Below are 19,037 nucleotides of genomic sequence, written 5' to 3'. Positions count from 1 at the left end.
TTATATGATATAATTACTAATAACATTTATTAAGGAGACTTTTTATGCTTGAACAAAACATCACAGCTTATTTAGCAAATTCGCTTAAACTAAAAACAAGTCAAATAAATGCTGCCATAAAATTATTAGACGAAGGTAATACCATTCCTTTTATCGCCCGCTATCGTAAAGAAGCAACTAGCGATATGAAAGATGAACAACTTCGCGACCTAAATGACAAGCTTATTTATGTACGTAATTTGATTAAACGTCAAAATGAAATAAAAAATAGCATTGAAGAACAAGGGAAAATGACTCCTGAACTCTCTTTAGCTATAGATAAAGTAGAAAAACTCCAAGAGCTTGAAGATATATATCTACCATATAAACAGAAAAAACGTACTCGTGCTATGATTGCTAAAGAAAAAGGACTTGAGCCACTCGCTCAATTTATTCTCCAGCAAGAGCCTAGCACAAAAAAACTTGAAGATATTGCCCTAGCATACTTAAATGATGATGTAGCTTCTATTGAAGAGGCACTCGCTGGTGCTTCTGACATAATCGCAGAGATAGTCTCTGATAGTGCCGATATACGTGCTAAACTTCGCCATCATCTCTGGCAAACAGCTTCTTTAAGCATGACTAGAAATGCCGATATCGATACTGATGAAGCATTTTTAATGTATGATGATTATACCGAACCAATTAAACATTTGCCATCTCATCGCATTTTAGCCATCAATCGCGGTGAAAGTAAAGACATCTTAAAAGTAAAATTAATCAGTGATATCGATAAAGATATTGCTATTATCAATAAATTTATCATAAAAGAAAATAGCCCCTATTGGGAATTTTTGCAATCGGCCATCATTGACGCTTACAAACGTCTGATTTTCCCTGCACTCGAAAGAGAAGTTCGCAATCAACTTACGGAAACAGCACAAACTCAAGCAATCCATGTATTTGCTTCCAATCTCAAACAATTGCTCTTACAAGCACCACTAGCTGGCTATACTGTAATGGGACTTGACCCTGGATATCGTACAGGTTGTAAAATGGCAATTGTCGATGCTACAGGACAGGTTTTAGACCATGGTGTATTATATATCACTATGAGTGATGACGCTAAAGCAAAATCTGCACAAAAGCTATTAGATTATATTCAAAAATACAACGTAAATCTAATCTCCATTGGCAATGGTACAGCCTCTTATGAAACAGAAGAATTTGTAGCTAATTTAATCAATGAACATAAATTACCTGTTCATTACTTGATCACCAATGAAGCGGGAGCTTCTGTTTACTCCGCTTCTAAACTAGCTATAGAAGAATTACCTGAATATGATGTAACTATCCGCGGTGCTATCTCCATCGCTCGTCGTATTCAAGATCCTTTAGCTGAACTTGTAAAAATTGAACCTAAAGCTATTGGCGTAGGTCAATATCAACATGATGTCAATCAAAAAGAATTATCTAATACGTTAGATGCAATCATCGAAGCCGCTGTTAACCATGTTGGTGTAGAATTAAATACTGCTTCTGCTGCTCTTTTAAAACATATAGCAGGTATCAATGCTACTGTAGCCAAAAATATTATAAAATATCGCGAAGAACATGGTAAATTCTCTTCGCGTAAAGAATTATTAAATGTTTCTCGTCTTGGTCCTACAGCTTATACTCAATGTGCTGGATTCTTACGCATCAATGGTGCCAACTCTCCACTTGATAATACCCCTGTTCATCCTGAATCATATGCTCTTGCTGAACAAATATTAGCTGAGCTTGGTTTTTCACTTGAAGATTTAGTAGATAAAAATAAATTAGAGCTACTCAAAGCAAAAATAAAATTAGTTGATACTGATAAATTAGCTACTAAATTAAACGCCGGCGTCTTTACTGTTAAAGATATTTTAGAGGCTTTAACAAAACCAGGACGCGATCCTCGTGAAGACTTACCAGCTCCACTTACACGCCAAAATATCATCAAATTAGAAGATATCAAGGTCGGCACTATCATGCGTGGTACAGTCCGCAATATCACCGATTTTGGTGTTTTCGTAGATATTGGTATCAAAACAGCTGGTCTCATTCATATTTCCGAATTAAGCTATAAACATGTAAAACATCCTTTAGATGTTGTATCTGTAGGCGATATTTTAAATGTTTTAGTCATCAGTGTAGATGCTAAACGCAATCGCATTGGCTTAAGCCTTAAACAAGTAACAAAGGAGAACAACGCTAATGTCCTTGCTTAATCAAACTATAAAAAAAATCTTACCACCAGACCAAAGAGCTATTAAATTTGTAGAAAGCAAATTAGCTCAGACTATGACAAATGCCGATGGTCTTGGCGAATTAAAAAATCTCTTATTGAGATATGTAGGTATCACAGGTCAAATTCATCCTGAAATACCTAAAAAATTCACTATTATAACTTGCGGTGACCATGGAGTCGCTGAAATGAATGTCAGTGCATATCCTCAAGAAACCACAGCTCATATGACTAGAAACTACCTTGTTTCTAAAGGTGCTGTAGCCAACTGTATGTCCAATTTTTGCGGTTCTGATATGATTGTGGTAGATATGGGCATCAAAGCACCTGTAGATGATATTCCAGGATTAATTGACCGCAAGATAGCTCCCGGTACACAAAACTGTGCTAAAGGCCCTGCTATGACTCGTGAACAAGCTATTCGTGCTATCGAAACTGGTATAGAACTCGTAAATGAATATGCCAAACAGGGATATCGTTGCTTCTTACCAGGAGAAATGGGTATCGCCAACACTACATCGAGTGCTGCAATGGTAGCTTGTTTTTGCAATCTAACACCAAAACAAGCAACAGGTAGAGGTACTAATATCTCTGATGAGAGACTCGCTATCAAAATAGAAGTCGTAAAACAAGCTTTAAAGGTAAATAAACCTGATCCTAATGATGGCATTGATGTCATCAGCAAATTAGGCGGTTTTGAGCTTGCTTGTATCACAGGCATAATACTCGGAGCTGCAGCTAATCGCTGTTTTGTTGTTTTAGATGGCTTTAATACAGGTTCAGCTGCTTTAGTCGCTCAAGCTATTTGCCCTGAAATAACAAATTATCTCATGGCCTCTCATTTAGCTGCCGAACCAGCTCATAATGCTATATTGAAAAAATTAAATCTATCTCCATATATGGACTTACAATTCCGCTTAGGTGAAGCTACAGGCTCATCTATCGCAGTAAATATCTTAGATTGTGCTATTGAAGCTTATCAATCCGTATATCAGGCAGCACTTGCTGAAACCGATAAATTAATCCGTCCAAATGTTCCTCAAGCAGATTTAGATACAAAAACAACATTATTAAAACGCACTCGTAATATTCCTACACTAGATAAAGAAATTCAAAAACAATGTAGATTTCGCATTGATAATTTAACAAAGCCAATCTACAGTTTAGGTAGATTAGAAGAAATAGCTGAACATATTTCCGGTATTGTCAAAAAAGTAAAACCTACATCTGTACGCAAAAAAATACTTGTTCTAACATCCCAAAAAAGCTGTAGTATTGTACAACATCGACTCACTCAGTCATTCGCTCATCATGCTAACGCTGATTACCATTTCACCGCTATTCCTCAATCAAACTTAAAAGAAAAAACTTTATCTTTTAGTCTTCTACAAGGTATCAGCTACGCTTCTAAAATCAAAGATGTAGAAGTTTTAGGTATTTCTTGTTGCGAAACTCATCCTAAAGAAATTTGCGGTACTTTTAGCTTAAATATTCAACAACAATTATGTTCGCCTGATGGTCAATTGCGTTATGGTAAACGCGGTTTTCTTTCCTTAACACCTACAGAAGATTTAAAACAAATCGCTTTTATGGCTGGTGTTGCTATAGGAGCTGCAAGCAATGGTATTTTGACTTTATCTGATGATTTAGTTTCTACAATTGCTTTAAAATATGCTTTAGTCTTAGCCCCTGCCATCAAACCATATATAATGTTTGTATGCCCTGATTATTTAGACTTAAATATCACTACAGGCGGTGGCTGTATCTGTAGCTTAGGCATGAAATTAATTGATGCTTCCTTGCAAATGATGAAAGACATGAAAACATTTGCTGAAGCAGGTGTTGCCATAGCTAACGATGGCCCTGGAGCAGGTATTCAAGTAGATAAATAAAATGTTTCACGTGAAACATTTTTAATTTAGATTTTATAAATATAAAGAGGAGTAATAATGACACTTAGACATTTAGCTATTTTTATTAAAGTTTGTGAAGAAAATGGTATTACTGCTGCTGCCAAAAAACTTCATATGACTCAACCATCTGTAAGTCAAGTTATTCAAGAATTAGAAGCTCATTACCAAACACTTTTATTTGAACGTTTAGGTCGTCGCATTTTCATTACAGAAGCAGGTCGTAGATTATTACGTTATTCTCGCAATTTAATCAATTTGAACGCTCAAACAGAACAAGCTATGCGTGCTTTCAATGAAGTTTATCATCTTCGCATCGGTGCTAGTATCACTATCGGCAGTAATTTTCTCATTGATTTAATTCAACATATTTCTCACAATGATTCTGGCAAAGAAATCTTTTCTGAAATTCACAATACATCTGAACTTGAAGAAATGCTTTTAAATGATAGTTTAGACTTAGCTTTAGTTGAAGGCGAAATCCACTCTGAATATCTAATCACTAAACCTTTTATGGATGATGAATTAGTCTTTATCATCGGCAAAAATCATCCCTTAGCTGATAAAGAAATCACCTTTGAAGATTTAACAAAATTAAAATTCTTCGTTCGTGAAACAGGCAGTGGCACCCGTGAATTATTTGAACAAGTAATGCATAGACATAATATTTACTACCAAACCGCTGGTATTTACAATAGCATGGAAGCTATAAAAAAAGCTGTCATCAGTGGTTTAGGTGTTTCTGTAATTTCCACTGAAGCTATCAAAGATGAATTAAAAGAAGGTAAATTAAAAACTTTCACTATGCCTGATCTTATATTTAAACGTCAATTCAATATTGTTTATCATAAAAATAAATTCATACCACCAGAAATGCAAGAAGTCATCGATGAATGTTTGAAGCTTTCTTCTAATAAATAATTTTTATGAACTAAGATAGATTATTTCCATTATCATTTATCATTGACAAATTTCATATTCGTACCTTATAATCTAACTAATGATATTAAAAGGGAGTAACTTCCTAGTGTTATTGTCAACAATCACTGTAGCAAATGCTTCTGGCAATAACGTCGATTGATTTCGATAAGTGAGACTTTTAATACGCATATTATTCTATGTGTATTAAAAGTCTTTTTTTGTGCCTAGAAGACTTTTAACCGAAAGGAGCAATTTTTATTTATGGAAATTTTATCTACTCAATTTTTATTGGCTTTATGTTCTATTATTCTACTCGATTTAGTATTAGCTGGTGACAATGCTGTAGTCATAGCTATGGCTTCTCGTAAATTGCCAGAAAATATGCGTAAGCGTGCTATCTATATCGGTACTGCTGGTGCTGTAGTAATTCGTGCTATCATGACATTAATTGCCACATATTTATTAACCATTCCATTTTTACAAGCAGTTGGCGGACTTATTTTATTGCCGATAGCATTTAAATTATTAAAACCAGAAAAACATACTTTAGAAGATACTAATGCACTTAGTTCCTCTACAGGTTTTGCTACAGCTATAAAAACTATCATTATTGCCGATGCAGCTATGGGCATTGATAATGTATTAGCTATAGCTGGAGCTGCTCATGGTAACATGGTTCTTGTATTATTAGGTTTAGCTATCAGCATTCCTATCGTTGTATGGGGCAGTCAAATCATTTCTAACTTAATGGATAGATTACCTATCTTAATTACATTAGGTGCGGCTATTTTAGCTTATACTTCTTCAACAATGATTTTACATGATAAAATCGTTGGCAATTTCTTATTATCCTTAACTGAATATATGACTTACATTTTACCAGTCATTTTCATTGGAGCAATTGTCATTTATAGTCAAAAAGTAGCTAAAAAATAAAAAATCTCTTAATAATAAAAGCTCTATTAATCTCCAAAAATTAATAGAGCTTTTATTTATTATCATCAATAACAAAATATCATCATTAATTCATATTTTGCTTATAAATAACTAAAAAACTAGATATATATTATATTTTTAATCTAAACTAAGCTATCTGTAGACAATATATATAATTTCTTATTGCTATACATAATGGTAAATGATAAAATAATAAAGATATAAGTCTTGTGGAGGATGAAAATTGGAAAAGTTGATTATACATGGCGGTCATGAATTGCATGGTCGTGTAAAAATTAGCGGTGCAAAAAACGCTGTACTGCCTATTATTGCAGCAACTCTTCTGGCCCAGGATAAGCCATGTGTTTTAGACGAAGTACCTTATTTAAACGACGTCTGCACAATCGCTGAAGTTCTGCGTCAGCTTGGTGCTAAAGTTGATTTCAATCGTCAACAACATACACTATTTATTGATAGTACTGTTTTAAAAACAGTTGATGCACCATATGATTTAGTACGTAAAATGAGAGCTTCTTTTGTTATTATGGGGCCTCTATTAGCACGTTATGGAAAAGCTAAAATTTCCATGCCTGGTGGCTGTGCTATTGGTACTAGACCTATCGATTTACACCTCAAAGGTTTTGAAGCTCTTGGAGCTGAAATCGAAATCGGACACGGCTTTATCAGTGCTACTGCACCAAATGGGCTAAAAGGAACTAGTATTTATCTTGATTTCCCAAGTGTCGGTGCTACAGAAAATATTATCATGGCAGCATGTATGGCTGAAGGTCAGACTATACTTGAAAATGCTGCTCAAGAACCAGAAATTATCGATTTGGCTAATTTCTTAAATATTATGGGAGCTAAAATTCGTGGTGCTGGTACTAATGTGATTAAAATTACAGGTGTACCAAAATTAATTGGTCATAATTATACAATTATTCCTGACCGAATTGAAGCTGGAACATATATGGTTGCTGTAGCCATGACTGGCGGAGATATCTATATAGAAAATGCTATTAGTGAACATTTAAAACCTGTTATTGCAAAACTAAATGAAGCAGGAGTTAAAATTGAAGAAGATATTGATGGTATCCGTGTTAGCTGTAATAAGCGCCCCAAAGCTATCGATATTAAAACTCTACCATATCCAGGATTTCCTACTGATATGCAAGCTCAATTTATGGCAATGCTCACTATTGCTAATGGTACAGGTCTTGTTACAGAGACTGTATTTGAAAATCGTTTTATGCATGTAGATGAATTAAAACGCATGGGAGCTTGTATCAAAGTCGATGGTCGTACAGCTATTGTTGAAGGCGTTTCTTCATTAAAAGGTTGTCAGGTAAAAGCTACAGACTTACGTGCTGGAGCTGCTATGGTACTTGCTGGTTTAGTTGCTAATGGCGAAACTCAAGTATCTTATATTCATCACATTGATAGAGGATACGATAATCTCGTAGAAAAATTATGTGGATTAGGTGCAGACATTTGTCGTGTTGATAACTAAAAATTGTGTGTACATAAATAGCCAAGATAGTTAATATCTATCTTGGCTATTTTGGTATTACAAGGAGGTTTTACTTATGCTTTGCTCAAAAAATAGTTGTACTGGTTGTTTATCTTGTCAAAATATTTGCCCTAAAAATGCAATACAAGTAATCACCGACGATCAAGGATTTTGGCAACCTATAATCGACAAAGATAAATGTATCAATTGTGGATTATGCCATAAATCTTGCCCTGTATACTTCAAACCACATAATGAAGAAAACCTAGCTGAAATCTATGCCTGTTGGCATAAAAATCCTCAAAAACGTCAACAAGCAGCTTCTGGAGGCTTGTTTACAGCTTTAATGTTACAAGCATTATCGCAAAATTTTTATGTCTGTGGTTCAACTTTGACTAAAGACTTAAATGCTAAACATATCATCATCAATAAAACTGAAGATTATCCTTTATTAATCGGCTCTAAATATATACAAAGCTTTATTGGCAATACTTACAAAGAAATTCGCACATTACTACTTAAAGGAGAAAAAGTGCTATTTTCTGGTACACCTTGTCAAGTAGCTGGTTTATATGCCTTTCTCAAAAAACGCTATGAAGGTCAATTATTCACAGTGGATTTACTTTGTCATGGCGTACCTTCACCTAAAATATTTAAGGATTATATACATCACTTAGCTTCAACTCATAATGCTAACGTAGTCGATTTTAAATTCCGTGAAAAACCAGGCTGGCGTCGCTACCAAGTAATCGCCAAATTTGAAAATAACAAACAAGATATTTCTTATAAGGATACCAATGAATATATCAAAGGATTTTTAAAAGGAAATTTCCTACGAAGTTCCTGTTACAATTGTGCTTATACTAATTTAGATAGAGTGAGCGATTTAACTATAGGAGATTTCTGGAACTACTTTTCTGATAATGACAATCTTAACGAAAGTGATGATGATAAAGGAATCTCTATGCTATTAATCAATACACAAAATGGCAAATCATTATTTACAAAAGCCAAAGAAGATTTGATCTATTTTGCTAAAGACTTTGATAAATCTATTGAAAAAAGTCCTCGTTTGCATAGACCTACAAGAAAACTTGACACTTATGAACAATTTTGGCAAGATTATAATCAACAAGATTTCACCTATATGTTAAAAAATTATTTTTAAATGCAAAAAAAGCCGATATCCAAAGATATCGGCTTTAATTATCGCTAAATTATTCAGCTGTGAAAGGTAAAAGAGCGATGTTACGAGCTCTTTTAATTGCAACTGTTACCTGACGTTGATGGCAAGCACAGTTACCAGAAATACGACGAGGTAAAATTTTACCACGTTCTGTAATAAAACGACGAAGTTTAGCTACGTCTTTATAATCGATATGTTCGATTTTATCAGCACAGAAGCTGCAAACTTTTCTTTTTGGTCTTCTGTTTCTATCGCGTTTAACCAATGTTGTTACCCTCCTTAAAATGGTATTTCTTCGTCAGGGGGTACTTCAGAACCAAAAGATGCCGCTGCTCCACCCATTGGAGATGAAGTCTGCATTTGTGCACCACCAAATTGCTGTGCTGGTGCTGGAGCACTTGCTGGTCTAGAACCCATGAACTCAAGTTCTTGGGCTATGACTTCAGTAACATAGCGTTTACTTCCATCTTGTGCATCATAACTGCGAATTTGAATGCGACCTTCAATTAAGACTTGACTGCCTTTTACTAAATTGTTGCCACATACTTCAGCTAATTTATCCCATACTACGATAGGAATAAAATCTGCTGTTTGTTGATCAGCACTACGACTAAATCTACGGTTCACAGCTAAAGTAAAGCTTGCCACCGCTTTTCCTGTCTGCGTGTAGCGTACTTCTGGGTCACGCACAAGACGCCCTGCTAATATTACCTTATTCATGGTAATTTCCTCCCTGGCTAATCTTTATAATTATTTTTCGTCTTCTCTAACGATCATATGTTTCAATACTTCATCAGTAATTTTCATTACACGATCAAGTTCTGCAGAGCAAGCTGGTTCTGCTGTGTATTCAAATAAGCAGTAGAATCCATCAGTGCAGTCTTTAATTTCATAAGCCAAACGTTTTTTGCCCCAACGATCTTCTTTGTCAATAGTACCACCATTGGCAACGATTAAGTTAGAGAACTTTTCGATAACAGCATTAGTTGCTTCTTCTTCCATTGGTCTAATAATAAATACGACTTCGTACTTTCTCACGAAATCACCTCCTCTTTGGACTATCGGCCCATAAATGGGCAGGGATTAATTCCACATAGTGGAATTTGTTATCAACATAACTTCTTAATTATATCATTGTCTATATACTAACGCAAGCTATTATTTAACTATTCTTTAACATTTTCTTTACCTCTCATCAAAGAAGCAAATAACGCTACTATACATAAACAACCAAATAAAATAAATATATATTTAAAACTATATAAAAGTGTCTCTATATAATTGTGCTCTACCGCTTCAGCTGTGAAGACAGATAATAATAATGTCACCAAAGACATACTTATCGCTTGTCCTGTAAGACGCATTACAGCCAAAATAGAAGAAGCTACGCCATAAAATTTCGCCTCTACAGCTCCCATAATAGCATTATTATTCGGTGAGGCAAATAAACCAAAGCCTAAACCAATGAAAGCTAAATTTATACCAATCAGATAAAATGATGTTTGATTGTCTAAAAATGAAAATGCAAATAAACCAAGCATCATAATGCCCATTCCTAACGAAGCGATAATTCTCGGTGAGAATTTATCAGATAAAGCTCCTGCTTTAGGTGAAACAATAGCCATAATAAATGGTTGAATTAACAAAAATCCACCAGCACTAAAAGCATCCATACCTCTGACTAATTGTAGATATAAAGATAATACAAAACCAATAGCAAAGGTAGCACTGTAATGAATAAGTGCCGCTATATTAGACATGGTAAATACTGTATTTTTAAAAATGGATAAATCAACAAGTGGTGAGGAATTTCTTTTTTGTTCATATATAAATAACAAAAATAAAATAAAAGCTATAAACGGCATACAATGAACAAAGGCATGTCTCGTCCAATCAGATAATCCATATAAGAATAAAATTATCATTATTGCATAAAGAATACTGCCAATATAATCAAATTTCTTACCTTTAGCACCATACCAATCAGCTTTTACTCTAAAAATTAAAAAGAAATTTATCAATAAAGCCATACCAGTTAGCCAAAAAATCATTCTCCAACCGAAATAATCAGTGATAAAACCACCAATAAAAGGCCCCAAAGATATACCCGTATAGACACAAGATGCCGATAATCCTATAATTTTCCCGCGTTGCTCAGAACTATAACAAGAAACCAATAATGCCATACTTGTACCAAAAATCATTGACATCGATAAACCCTGTAAAAATCGTATAAAAATAAAAGCCAAAAAATTTTGCACCATCGCACAAATCAATGTAGTAATGCAAATACAAGTCAATCCCCGTAAATATATTTTTCTACGACCTTTTATATCAGCCAAACGACCAAATGGTAATAATGCTGCTGCTGAACCAATTAAAAAAGCTGTAACAGCCCAAGTCAACTCATCTGGCATCATATTAAAATCTTCAGCCATTGCAGGAACAGCAATATTAACTGAACTGCCCATAAACGGACCGATAAACGATGTTATCATCACTGCAATCAAAATTCTCTTTTGCTCTGTCATCTCACTCACCCACTTTTATTTATTATTAATTCATCTTAACATAAAAAAAGAACTGCAATCAAAAGAAAAATACATTTCAATTGATCACAGTTCTTTTCTCTATACAACAGATTCGATAAGTTTATTTTCTGTAGAAATTCGCCATACTCTTTCAAAAGGATAAGATTGGAACATGTATCTTAAATCAATATAGCCTTCGCCTAAAATAAAAGATATACGTTTTAGGATTTTACCCTTATGTGTTTTCCTTATTTTATTAATATAATAAGCTATCTCTACATCGTCTAATTTACCATTCTGCATGTATATTTTTATACCATCGTAAAACATTTCGACACCTCCAGGACACTGGACATATTTAGAGATATATTAAGGATTTAATTTTTCTAATTCGCAATTTTACAATATCTAATAAAAAATGTCAAAACCTGTAAACAAAGAAGTACTATATATAATATTTTGATTTTTTGCAAAAAAACAAGATACCACAAAAACCCTTGTGATATCTTGCTTTTTATTCATTCTATATACATTTGTGTTTTATTTATCACTTCAAATTTTCAGGATTTAAACAGAGTAAATCATCCACTACAAATAAACCATCTTTACGAATTAATTCATCGTCTAAATAAATTTCTCCTCCACCGTATTCAGGTGTCTGAATTAAGACTAAATCCCAATGAACGGCAGAACGGTTTGTATTATCAGCATCTTCATAAGCACAACCAGGTGTAAAATGCAAACTACCACTTATTTTTTCGTCAAATAAAATGTCTTTCATAGGAAAAGTTACATATGGATTTAAACCAAAAGAAAATTCCCCTATATATCTTGCACCTTCATCAGTATCCAAAATTTTATTTAAAGCCTCTGTATGATTTGCTGTAGCTTTTACTATTTTACCATTTTCAAAAGTAAAAGATACATTTTCAAAAGTAGTACCTTGATAAATAGATGGCGTATTATATGTGATTGTACCGTTTACACTGTCTTTGATTGGAGCTGTATACACTTCACCATCTGGAATATTGCAATCACCTGCACATTTGACAGCTGGCATATTTTTGATAGAAAAAGTTATATCTGTTCCCTTGCCTTTAATTCTAACTTTATCAGCATTTTCCATACGTTTAACCAAACTATCCATAGCTTTGCCCATTTTAGCATAATCTAAATTACAAACATTATAATAAAAATCAGTAAAAGCATCTGTACTCATATTGGCAAGCTGTGCCATAGAACCATTTGGATAACGAAGTACACACCATTTTGTTTTTGGCACGCGTATATCACTATGCACTGGCTTCATCCAATATTTAGAATAAATTTCCATTTTATCTGCTGGAACATCACTTAATTGGCTTACATTTTCACTGCCACGAATAGCAATATAAGCATCCATATTTTTCATGCGAAGTGATTCATATTCTGCACAAAGCTTCATCTGTTCTGTTGTTGCATTTAATAATAATTCGCGTTGCATCTTTAAATTCTTTATAGTCAAAAATGGTATACCACCTGCTTTATAAGCTTCTTTAATCAAAGCTTGTGCAAGCTCCATACCTTCATCAATCAATTCAATTAAAAGTTTTTCACCTTTTTGTAAACGCACAGAATAATTTATGAGATTATGTGCTAATTGTAGATTTCTACTGTCCATTGTCTTACCTACTTTCTCTAAAATTTATTATTTATTTATTTTACCATAAATTATTTTAAAAAAACTATTGACAATTTTATAATATAAGATTATAGTAATTTACAATGAGTTTTGTAAATTTGTAAAGATAAAATAAAGTATAAATCTAGAGATAGGAACAAGTAATTTTTGTTCAAAGCTTACAGAGAGCCACTATTTTGCTGAAAAGTGGTAGCTAAGAAAAAAATGAAAATCATCCTTGAAGATTTTAGCTGAAATCCAGTAAGCTAAAACGTTTGTTCTACGTTATAAGAAACGCGTATTATGATGTACGTTGAAAAAGCTGTTGCTTCGCATCTGAAGCAAAATCAGGGTGGTACCGCGGAAATATAACCTCCGTCCCTTTATGGGATGGAGGTTTTTTGTATTTATACTTAGTTTTACCAAAAATTTTTATTAGGAGGCACAAAAAATGGAACAAATCAATTTTGCAAGTTTAAAAAGAAAGCGTGATTTACATATTATTTTACCTGTATTCTTAGTTTCAATCATCGCTTGTATCGATCGTGTAAATATAGCTTATGCAGCTTTGACTATGACTGAAGATTTACCATGGCTTACACCTGAAATCTTTGGTGCTGGTGCTGGTATTTTCTTCATGGGTTATTTACTCTTAGAAATTCCTGGCTCTTTGATTGCAGCAAAATACTCTGGTAGTAAATGGATTGCTCGTATCATGTTCACATGGGGTCTTGTTTGTGTACTCATGGCATTTATGTCTACACAGACTGAATTCTATATCTACCGCTTCTTACTCGGTGCATCAGAAGCTAGTCTTTATCCTGTTATTTATTCTGTATTATTCCCTCGTTGGTTCACACCAAAAGAAAGAGCTCGTGCTACTTCCTTAATGCTTACTTCGCTATTATTATCTACTATCATCGGTGCTCCTATAGCTGGTGTTTTATTAAATACATCTCTCTTAGGTATGCATGGTTGGCAAGAATTATTCATCTTGGAAGCTGTTCCTGCCCTCATCTTCGCTGTAGTTTTCTTCTTCTGGGTAAAAGATAGACCAGATCAAGTATCTTGGCTCAATGATGCTGAAAAAAAATATTTAACAGAAGCTTTTGAAGCTGAACAAGCTCGCTTACAAAAAGTAAAAAAATATACTGTTATGCAAGCTTTTACTGATAAAAAAGTTTTAAAACTTTGCTTTATCTATTTCATGTGGGTAATTGGTTTCTGGGGCTTCAATTTCTGGATGCCAACTGTATTAAAAAGCCTTTCTGGCTGGTCAACTTCTCTATTAGGTGGAGCTATCGCTATCCCAATGACCGTTGCTTTAGTTGTTCAAATAATTGCAGGTTATACATCTACTAAAACAGGTGATAAAGTTTGGCACGTAGCCATCGCTATGTTTATCGGTGCTATAGGTCTTGGTCTTAGCCCATTTGCTGGCAGTCCAACTGTTGCTTTATTTTTAATTTGCTTATCTGCAATTGGCATCTATGCTTCCATGGGTGTATGGTGGACAGTTCCTACTACATTTTTAACAGGTCCTGCCGCTGCTGGTGCTATCGGTCTTATCAATTCCTGTGGTAATCTTGGTGGCTGGGTTGGTCCTTATATGATGGGCTTCATCAAAACAGAAACAGGATCTTTCGATATTGGATATTTTGCTATGGCAATATTCATGTTAATTGCCGGCATCACAACTCTTACTATAAAATATGGCTGGACAGGTCAGAAAAATCGTCAATCAGTAGCTGAAAATACAACTACAGATACTGTAGCAAATTAAATAAGTTAAATAAAAAAACGTATTATCTTGAAAGATAATACGTTTCTTTATTTAATATTAGCAATTAAACATCATATTCTTTGGCGATTTGAGCAAATTCTTCTACTCTTGCAGTTATATCCTTTGCTCCCAAGACAGCAGAACCTGCTACAATTACATTTGCACCAGCAGCAAAACATGTTTTTATAGTTTCTGGATTTATGCCTCCATCAACTTCAATATCATAATTATAATTATTTTCTTTACGAAGCTTTACTAATTCTTTTACTTTTTCCATCTGATCTTCCATGAATTTTTGACCACCAAATCCAGGTTCCACAGTCATTACTAAAACCATATCTAATTCAGATAGTAAATCTTTTATTGCACTTATTGGCGTAGCAGGTTTTAAAGCGATAGCTGCTTTCATGCCATGTTCTTTTATTTTAGCAATAGTAGCTTTAGCATCTTTTGTTGCCTCGATATGGAAACAAAAAATATCTGCTCCAGCTTTAGCAAAATGTTCCACATAACGTTCAGGTTCTATAATCATTAAATGTACATCAAAAACCATTTTTGTATATTTACGAATAGATTCAACAACAGCAAGACCAAAAGATAAGTTAGGAACAAATACTCCGTCCATAATATCTAAATGAAGATATGGTACTTTGGCTTCATCTAATTTTGCCAATTGCTCTTTAATAATGCCAAAATCAGCTGCTAATAATGATGGTGCTAATTTATACACAATATCACGTCCTTATTTATTAATCTATAATAATTGTAGCCCAAAGAATATTTTTAGTCCATAGTAGCTTTTTAATTTATAATGTTTGATGTATAATCATCTTAGATATTTAATTATATTTTTATAAAAATAATTAATAAACTACGAAACAATTATGAAAGGAATGATTTGATTGAGTTGGAAAGCTATTTTGTCCATATTAACATGCAATGTCGTGTTAATGTCAGCCAGCTATACTATGCTTATCCCATTTTTACCTATGTATCTAATTCAAGAACTAGGTGTTCCAGCAGACCATGCTAATATGTGGTCAGGTGTAGTTTTTTCCATTTCTTTTGTTGTAAGTGCCGTTATGGGGCCTATTTGGGGCAAATTATCCGATAAAAAAGGACGTAAATTAATGGCTATACGCTCCGGTGCCGGACTTGCTATCGCTTATTTTCTTTGCGGTATCGTCAGCTCTCCATTTCAATTAATGCTTGCTCGTGCATTTCAAGGATTTGCCGCTGGTCTTTGGCCTGCTGAACTTGCTATCATGTCTGCTTATGCACCAAAACAAAAACTTGGATTTTGTATGGGCGTGATGCAAGGGGCTTTGACTGCTGGTGGTGTTATTGGTCCATTATTAGGTGGAGTTCTCGCTAGTATCTTTGGTATGCGTATATCCTTTTTCATTGCTGCGGCCGCTCTTGGTATTATTACAATAATTACATTCATCTTCATTAAAGAACCACCACGTGAAGAAAAAACACCTGAACAAATACTCATTGCTCAAAAAGCTGAGCAGGTAAATCTATTAAAAATACCTATGATACGCCGTCTCCTAGAATGTGCCGTTGTAATTCAAATGGCAATTTTAATCTTACAGCCAATCTTAACAATTTATGTTGCTGAATTAAATCACAGTATGGAAAATGTAGTCATGTTGTCTGGTATTGTCTTTTCTCTTGGCGGATTTGCCGGTGCTATATCATCGCCATTATGGGGTAAATATGGTCAAGCCCATGGATTTTTCCGTACTATGTGTATAACGCTTGCTGTTTCAGGTATAATTTTAATCTTGCAATCAATTCCTGATACTTTAATCCCATTTGCTGTTTTACAATTTATGTGTGGTCTTTTCTATGCTGGAGTTTATCCTTCTATAAACTCCATTCTCGTCAAGAAAAGTCCCCCTGAACAACGCGGTCGTATATTTGGTCTGATGTTCTCCGCTCAACAAGTAGGCTCAACAATAGGCCCACTCGTCGGAGGTCTTATTGGTACATTTATCGGTCTAAAATTTGTATTTATTTTTGCTGGTGCATTGATGTTTTTAACAAGTGCTACTATGTACCTCAAACCACCAATTAGAAAAATTCACCATAAAAAATATGCTAATTAAAATAAAAAGTTCTAGTAAGATTTTTCTTACTAGAACTTTTTTGTTTCACGTGAAACATTTTATTTTTCTTCTACTTTTAATTTATTTTCACTATCCGGTGTGATTTTAAACCATGCCGCATACATTGTTGGTAAAATAAGCAAAGTTAAAATCGTAGCAACAACTAATCCACAAGAAATAGCAATTGCCATAGAACCCCAAAGCGTACTTGGCACAAGTGGCATCATTCCAAGTATTGCCGCTGCTGCTGTGAGCATTATCGGGCGGAAACGCAATACAGCAGAATCAATGATCGCATTCCAAGGTTTTTCACCATCAAGCATATGTTTCTTTATCTGGTCAATCAAGATAATCGAATTGCGGATAATCATACCAAATAAAGCTAATATTCCCAACACTGCCACAAAACCAATCGGTTTATCAAATATTAACATACCAAAGCTAACACCAATTAATCCAAGTGGAGCTGTAAGTACAGTCATTATCATCAACTGTACACTTCTCAATTGGAACATCAATATAGTAATAATAGCCATAACCATAACAGGAATAGGTTTTATTAAATGTTCCATAGCTGTTTGACTATCTGACATAGCCCCATCAGGTTCAATACTATACCCAAACGGCAAATCTTTTTGTAAATCAGCTAATTGATTATAGATTTTTTCTGTTGCATCATTAGCTGTTCCTTGATAGATACTACCTCGAACTGTAATTGTAGGCTTCAAATCACGACGCCAAATAACACCGTCTTCAGCACGATAACTGATTTTAGCAATCTGTTCAAGCGGAACATATCCATATTGCCCTAAATAAATCGGTAAATTACGCACATTTTCTAGATTATCTCTATCTTTATCATCTAAACGCATTACAATATCAATGGTTCTATCACCTTGATAAAATTGAGCAGCTGTTGCCCCTGTAAGCTCTGTATATAATGTTTGTGCTACCATTTGACTGGATATTCCCATAGCTCTCAATTTATCTTGGTCTAATTCCAAATGAAGAGTCTTTGCTTTTTCTTGCCAATCAAAATTTATATTGTAAATATTACTATCTTGACGCATTTTCATAGCCACTTCATTAGCTATATTTTTTACCTTATCCACATCATATCCAGAAACTCTAATCATTACAGGATAATCAGCAGGTGGCCCCATTTGTAAAAATTTAATATTAGATTGCACTGCTGGAAAATCTTCATTTAACACTTTAAATAGTTTTTGATTTAAATATTCTCTAGCTTCTACATCTTTTGCTGTTATTACAAATTGAGCATAATTATCTTTTGGTAATACTGGATCAAAAGTCAATACAAAACGAGGAGAACCTTGACCTGTATAATAAGCAAAATTATCTATTTTATCTTGTTCTGCATTTAATACATCAGCTAATCTTTGAGCTTGTTCTTCAGTTGCTTTTATCGACGAGCCTTCAGGCAATGTAAGTTCAACTACAAGTTCAGGTCTTTGAGATGGTGGGAAAAACTCTTGACTGATAAATTTCATACAATAAATAGATATAGCAAATACAATTACTGTACTGGATAATATTATTTTCTTATGTGTTAAACAATAACATAATATCTTTCTAAAAAATGCATAAAATTTACTTTGATATGGATCTATATTTCCTTTATCATCTTTTTTTACTTTTACTTTTATTATCTTATAACCATATAATGGTGCTACCATTACAGATACAATCCACGATAAAATCAAAGCTATAGCAATGACTGGAAATAACGCACTGCAAAATTCAGAGGCTAATCCATCTGCAAAAGCTACAGGTATAAAACCTGCACAAGTGATTAGTGTACCACTGAGCATAGGCATTGCTGTTGCTCTATAAGCATAACAAGCTGCACTAAATCTATCTAATCCTTCTTCAAGTTTTACGCTCATCATTTCTACAGCAATAATAGCATCCTGAACCTCCCACGACTAAAGTCGCAGGGTTCTCGGTCAAATATTCTAACGAATACAGTATCTCCGAGCTATCCCCATAGTTCCTACGGTTCTTGTATATATTATTTATGCTATGTTTAATATTCTTAATCCTTCATTTCTAATATTTATAGCTGCATTTACATCTCTATCGTGATGTGTTTTACATTTAGGACAGTTCCACTTTCTAACATTTAAGTTTTTTACTTCGGTATTTTTATACCCACAAATATGACATAATTGGCTTGAAGGATAAAATTTATCTATTTTGACAATAATTTTACCA

General features: G+C 34.0%; 17 protein-coding genes and 1 other annotated feature. Of the genes, 8 read left to right on the top strand and 9 right to left on the bottom strand.

Annotated features, from left to right (window positions below):
• The first annotated feature begins 44 nt into the window (after positions 1 to 44).
• The 6 genes from Q5I67_RS09935 (at position 45) to Q5I67_RS09910 (ending at position 8,696) form a co-directional block, all read left to right on the top strand.
• Entirely contained in the window at positions 45 to 2,234 is a 2,190-nt protein-coding gene (locus tag Q5I67_RS09935; protein WP_302487217.1) for a Tex family protein, read from the top strand.
• Positions 2,221 to 4,143: a nicotinate-nucleotide--dimethylbenzimidazole phosphoribosyltransferase gene (cobT, locus tag Q5I67_RS09930; protein ID WP_302487215.1), complete on the top strand. Its 1,923-nt coding sequence runs from the start codon at positions 2,221 to 2,223 to the stop codon at positions 4,141 to 4,143. The genes Q5I67_RS09935 and cobT overlap by 14 nt, the downstream gene beginning before the upstream one ends.
• 57 nt (positions 4,144 to 4,200) lie before the next feature.
• Positions 4,201 to 5,082, top strand: coding sequence for a LysR family transcriptional regulator (locus Q5I67_RS09925; protein ID WP_296897823.1), 882 nt, complete (start codon positions 4,201 to 4,203; stop codon positions 5,080 to 5,082).
• Between the two features lie 261 nt (positions 5,083 to 5,343).
• Positions 5,344 to 6,018: a TerC family protein gene (locus Q5I67_RS09920; protein WP_296897821.1), complete on the top strand. Its 675-nt coding sequence runs from the start codon at positions 5,344 to 5,346 to the stop codon at positions 6,016 to 6,018.
• Between the two features lie 244 nt (positions 6,019 to 6,262).
• Positions 6,263 to 7,528, top strand: coding sequence for a UDP-N-acetylglucosamine 1-carboxyvinyltransferase (murA, locus tag Q5I67_RS09915; RefSeq protein ID WP_296923551.1), 1,266 nt, complete (start codon positions 6,263 to 6,265; stop codon positions 7,526 to 7,528).
• A gap of 76 nt (positions 7,529 to 7,604) precedes the next feature.
• Positions 7,605 to 8,696 (top strand): Coenzyme F420 hydrogenase/dehydrogenase, beta subunit C-terminal domain, encoded by a 1,092-nt coding sequence (locus Q5I67_RS09910; protein WP_302487214.1) that lies wholly within the window; start codon positions 7,605 to 7,607, stop codon positions 8,694 to 8,696.
• A gap of 49 nt (positions 8,697 to 8,745) precedes the next feature.
• Here the strand turns inward: Q5I67_RS09910 and rpsR are convergent, their stop codons facing one another.
• The 6 genes from rpsR to Q5I67_RS09880 all read right to left on the bottom strand — a co-directional run bounded on the left by rpsR (position 8,746) and on the right by Q5I67_RS09880 (position 12,905).
• The gene (gene rpsR / locus Q5I67_RS09905) at positions 8,746 to 8,979 is read right to left on the bottom strand and encodes a 30S ribosomal protein S18 (protein WP_008539206.1); all 234 of its coding nucleotides are present in this window, start codon (positions 8,977 to 8,979) and stop codon (positions 8,746 to 8,748) included.
• 14 nt (positions 8,980 to 8,993) lie between these two features.
• Positions 8,994 to 9,434: a single-stranded DNA-binding protein gene (locus Q5I67_RS09900; protein ID WP_302487213.1), complete on the bottom strand. Its 441-nt coding sequence runs from the start codon at positions 9,432 to 9,434 to the stop codon at positions 8,994 to 8,996.
• A gap of 30 nt (positions 9,435 to 9,464) precedes the next feature.
• The gene (gene rpsF / locus Q5I67_RS09895; protein ID WP_008539208.1) at positions 9,465 to 9,752 is read right to left on the bottom strand and encodes a 30S ribosomal protein S6; all 288 of its coding nucleotides are present in this window, start codon (positions 9,750 to 9,752) and stop codon (positions 9,465 to 9,467) included.
• A 128-nt stretch (positions 9,753 to 9,880) separates the two neighbouring features.
• Positions 9,881 to 11,245, bottom strand: a complete 1,365-nt coding sequence (locus Q5I67_RS09890; protein WP_302487212.1) for an MFS transporter — start codon at positions 11,243 to 11,245, stop codon at positions 9,881 to 9,883.
• 99 nt (positions 11,246 to 11,344) lie between these two features.
• A complete protein-coding gene (locus tag Q5I67_RS09885; protein ID WP_302487211.1) occupies positions 11,345 to 11,575 on the bottom strand; it encodes a hypothetical protein in 231 nt (76 codons plus the stop codon).
• 217 nt (positions 11,576 to 11,792) lie between these two features.
• Complete coding sequence (locus Q5I67_RS09880) at positions 11,793 to 12,905, bottom strand: aminopeptidase (protein WP_302487210.1); 1,113 nt, start codon at positions 12,903 to 12,905, stop codon at positions 11,793 to 11,795.
• A gap of 139 nt (positions 12,906 to 13,044) precedes the next feature.
• Positions 13,045 to 13,291, top strand: a binding site (T-box leader).
• A 65-nt stretch (positions 13,292 to 13,356) separates the two neighbouring features.
• Here Q5I67_RS09880 and Q5I67_RS09875 point away from each other — a divergent pair.
• Entirely contained in the window at positions 13,357 to 14,688 is a 1,332-nt protein-coding gene (locus Q5I67_RS09875; RefSeq protein WP_302487209.1) for an MFS transporter, read from the top strand.
• Positions 14,689 to 14,752: 64 nt separating this feature from the next.
• Here the strand turns inward: Q5I67_RS09875 and rpe are convergent, their stop codons facing one another.
• Positions 14,753 to 15,418: a ribulose-phosphate 3-epimerase gene (rpe, locus tag Q5I67_RS09870; RefSeq protein WP_302487208.1), complete on the bottom strand. Its 666-nt coding sequence runs from the start codon at positions 15,416 to 15,418 to the stop codon at positions 14,753 to 14,755.
• Positions 15,419 to 15,608: 190 nt separating this feature from the next.
• Between rpe and Q5I67_RS09865 the strand changes: the two genes are divergently transcribed.
• On the top strand, positions 15,609 to 16,802 hold the full coding sequence (locus tag Q5I67_RS09865) for an MFS transporter (RefSeq protein ID WP_296899930.1): 1,194 nt from the start codon (positions 15,609 to 15,611) through the stop codon (positions 16,800 to 16,802).
• A 59-nt stretch (positions 16,803 to 16,861) separates the two neighbouring features.
• Here the strand turns inward: Q5I67_RS09865 and Q5I67_RS09860 are convergent, their stop codons facing one another.
• Both Q5I67_RS09860 and Q5I67_RS09855 read right to left on the bottom strand, forming a co-directional pair.
• Entirely contained in the window at positions 16,862 to 18,727 is a 1,866-nt protein-coding gene (locus Q5I67_RS09860) for an efflux RND transporter permease subunit (protein ID WP_368043397.1), read from the bottom strand.
• Between the two features lie 111 nt (positions 18,728 to 18,838).
• A partial coding sequence (locus Q5I67_RS09855; RefSeq protein WP_302487207.1) for a zinc ribbon domain-containing protein occupies positions 18,839 to 19,037 on the bottom strand: 199 nt, incomplete at its 5' end.

It is taken from the genome of uncultured Megamonas sp. (genome assembly GCF_958438645.1).
In the GTDB taxonomy this organism is placed as follows: Bacteria; Bacillota; Negativicutes; order Selenomonadales; family Selenomonadaceae; genus Megamonas.
This window is presented reverse-complemented; position numbering and strand designations above follow the sequence as displayed.

Excerpts from the sequence above, each read along its gene's own strand:
- cobT (WP_302487215.1), top strand. The coding sequence starts at position 2,221 with ATGTCCTTGCTTAATCAAACTATAAAAAAAATCTTACCACCAGACCAA.
- Q5I67_RS09910 (WP_302487214.1), top strand. The coding sequence starts at position 7,605 with ATGCTTTGCTCAAAAAATAGTTGTACTGGTTGTTTATCTTGTCAAAAT.
- Q5I67_RS09925 (WP_296897823.1), top strand. The coding sequence starts at position 4,201 with ATGACACTTAGACATTTAGCTATTTTTATTAAAGTTTGTGAAGAAAAT.
- Q5I67_RS09935 (WP_302487217.1), top strand. The coding sequence starts at position 45 with ATGCTTGAACAAAACATCACAGCTTATTTAGCAAATTCGCTTAAACTA.
- Q5I67_RS09880 (WP_302487210.1), bottom strand. The coding sequence starts at position 12,905 with ATGGACAGTAGAAATCTACAATTAGCACATAATCTCATAAATTATTCT.
- Q5I67_RS09875 (WP_302487209.1), top strand. The coding sequence starts at position 13,357 with ATGGAACAAATCAATTTTGCAAGTTTAAAAAGAAAGCGTGATTTACAT.
- Q5I67_RS09890 (WP_302487212.1), bottom strand. The coding sequence starts at position 11,245 with ATGACAGAGCAAAAGAGAATTTTGATTGCAGTGATGATAACATCGTTT.
- Q5I67_RS09920 (WP_296897821.1), top strand. The coding sequence starts at position 5,344 with ATGGAAATTTTATCTACTCAATTTTTATTGGCTTTATGTTCTATTATT.
- Q5I67_RS09885 (WP_302487211.1), bottom strand. The coding sequence starts at position 11,575 with ATGTTTTACGATGGTATAAAAATATACATGCAGAATGGTAAATTAGAC.
- Q5I67_RS09900 (WP_302487213.1), bottom strand. The coding sequence starts at position 9,434 with ATGAATAAGGTAATATTAGCAGGGCGTCTTGTGCGTGACCCAGAAGTA.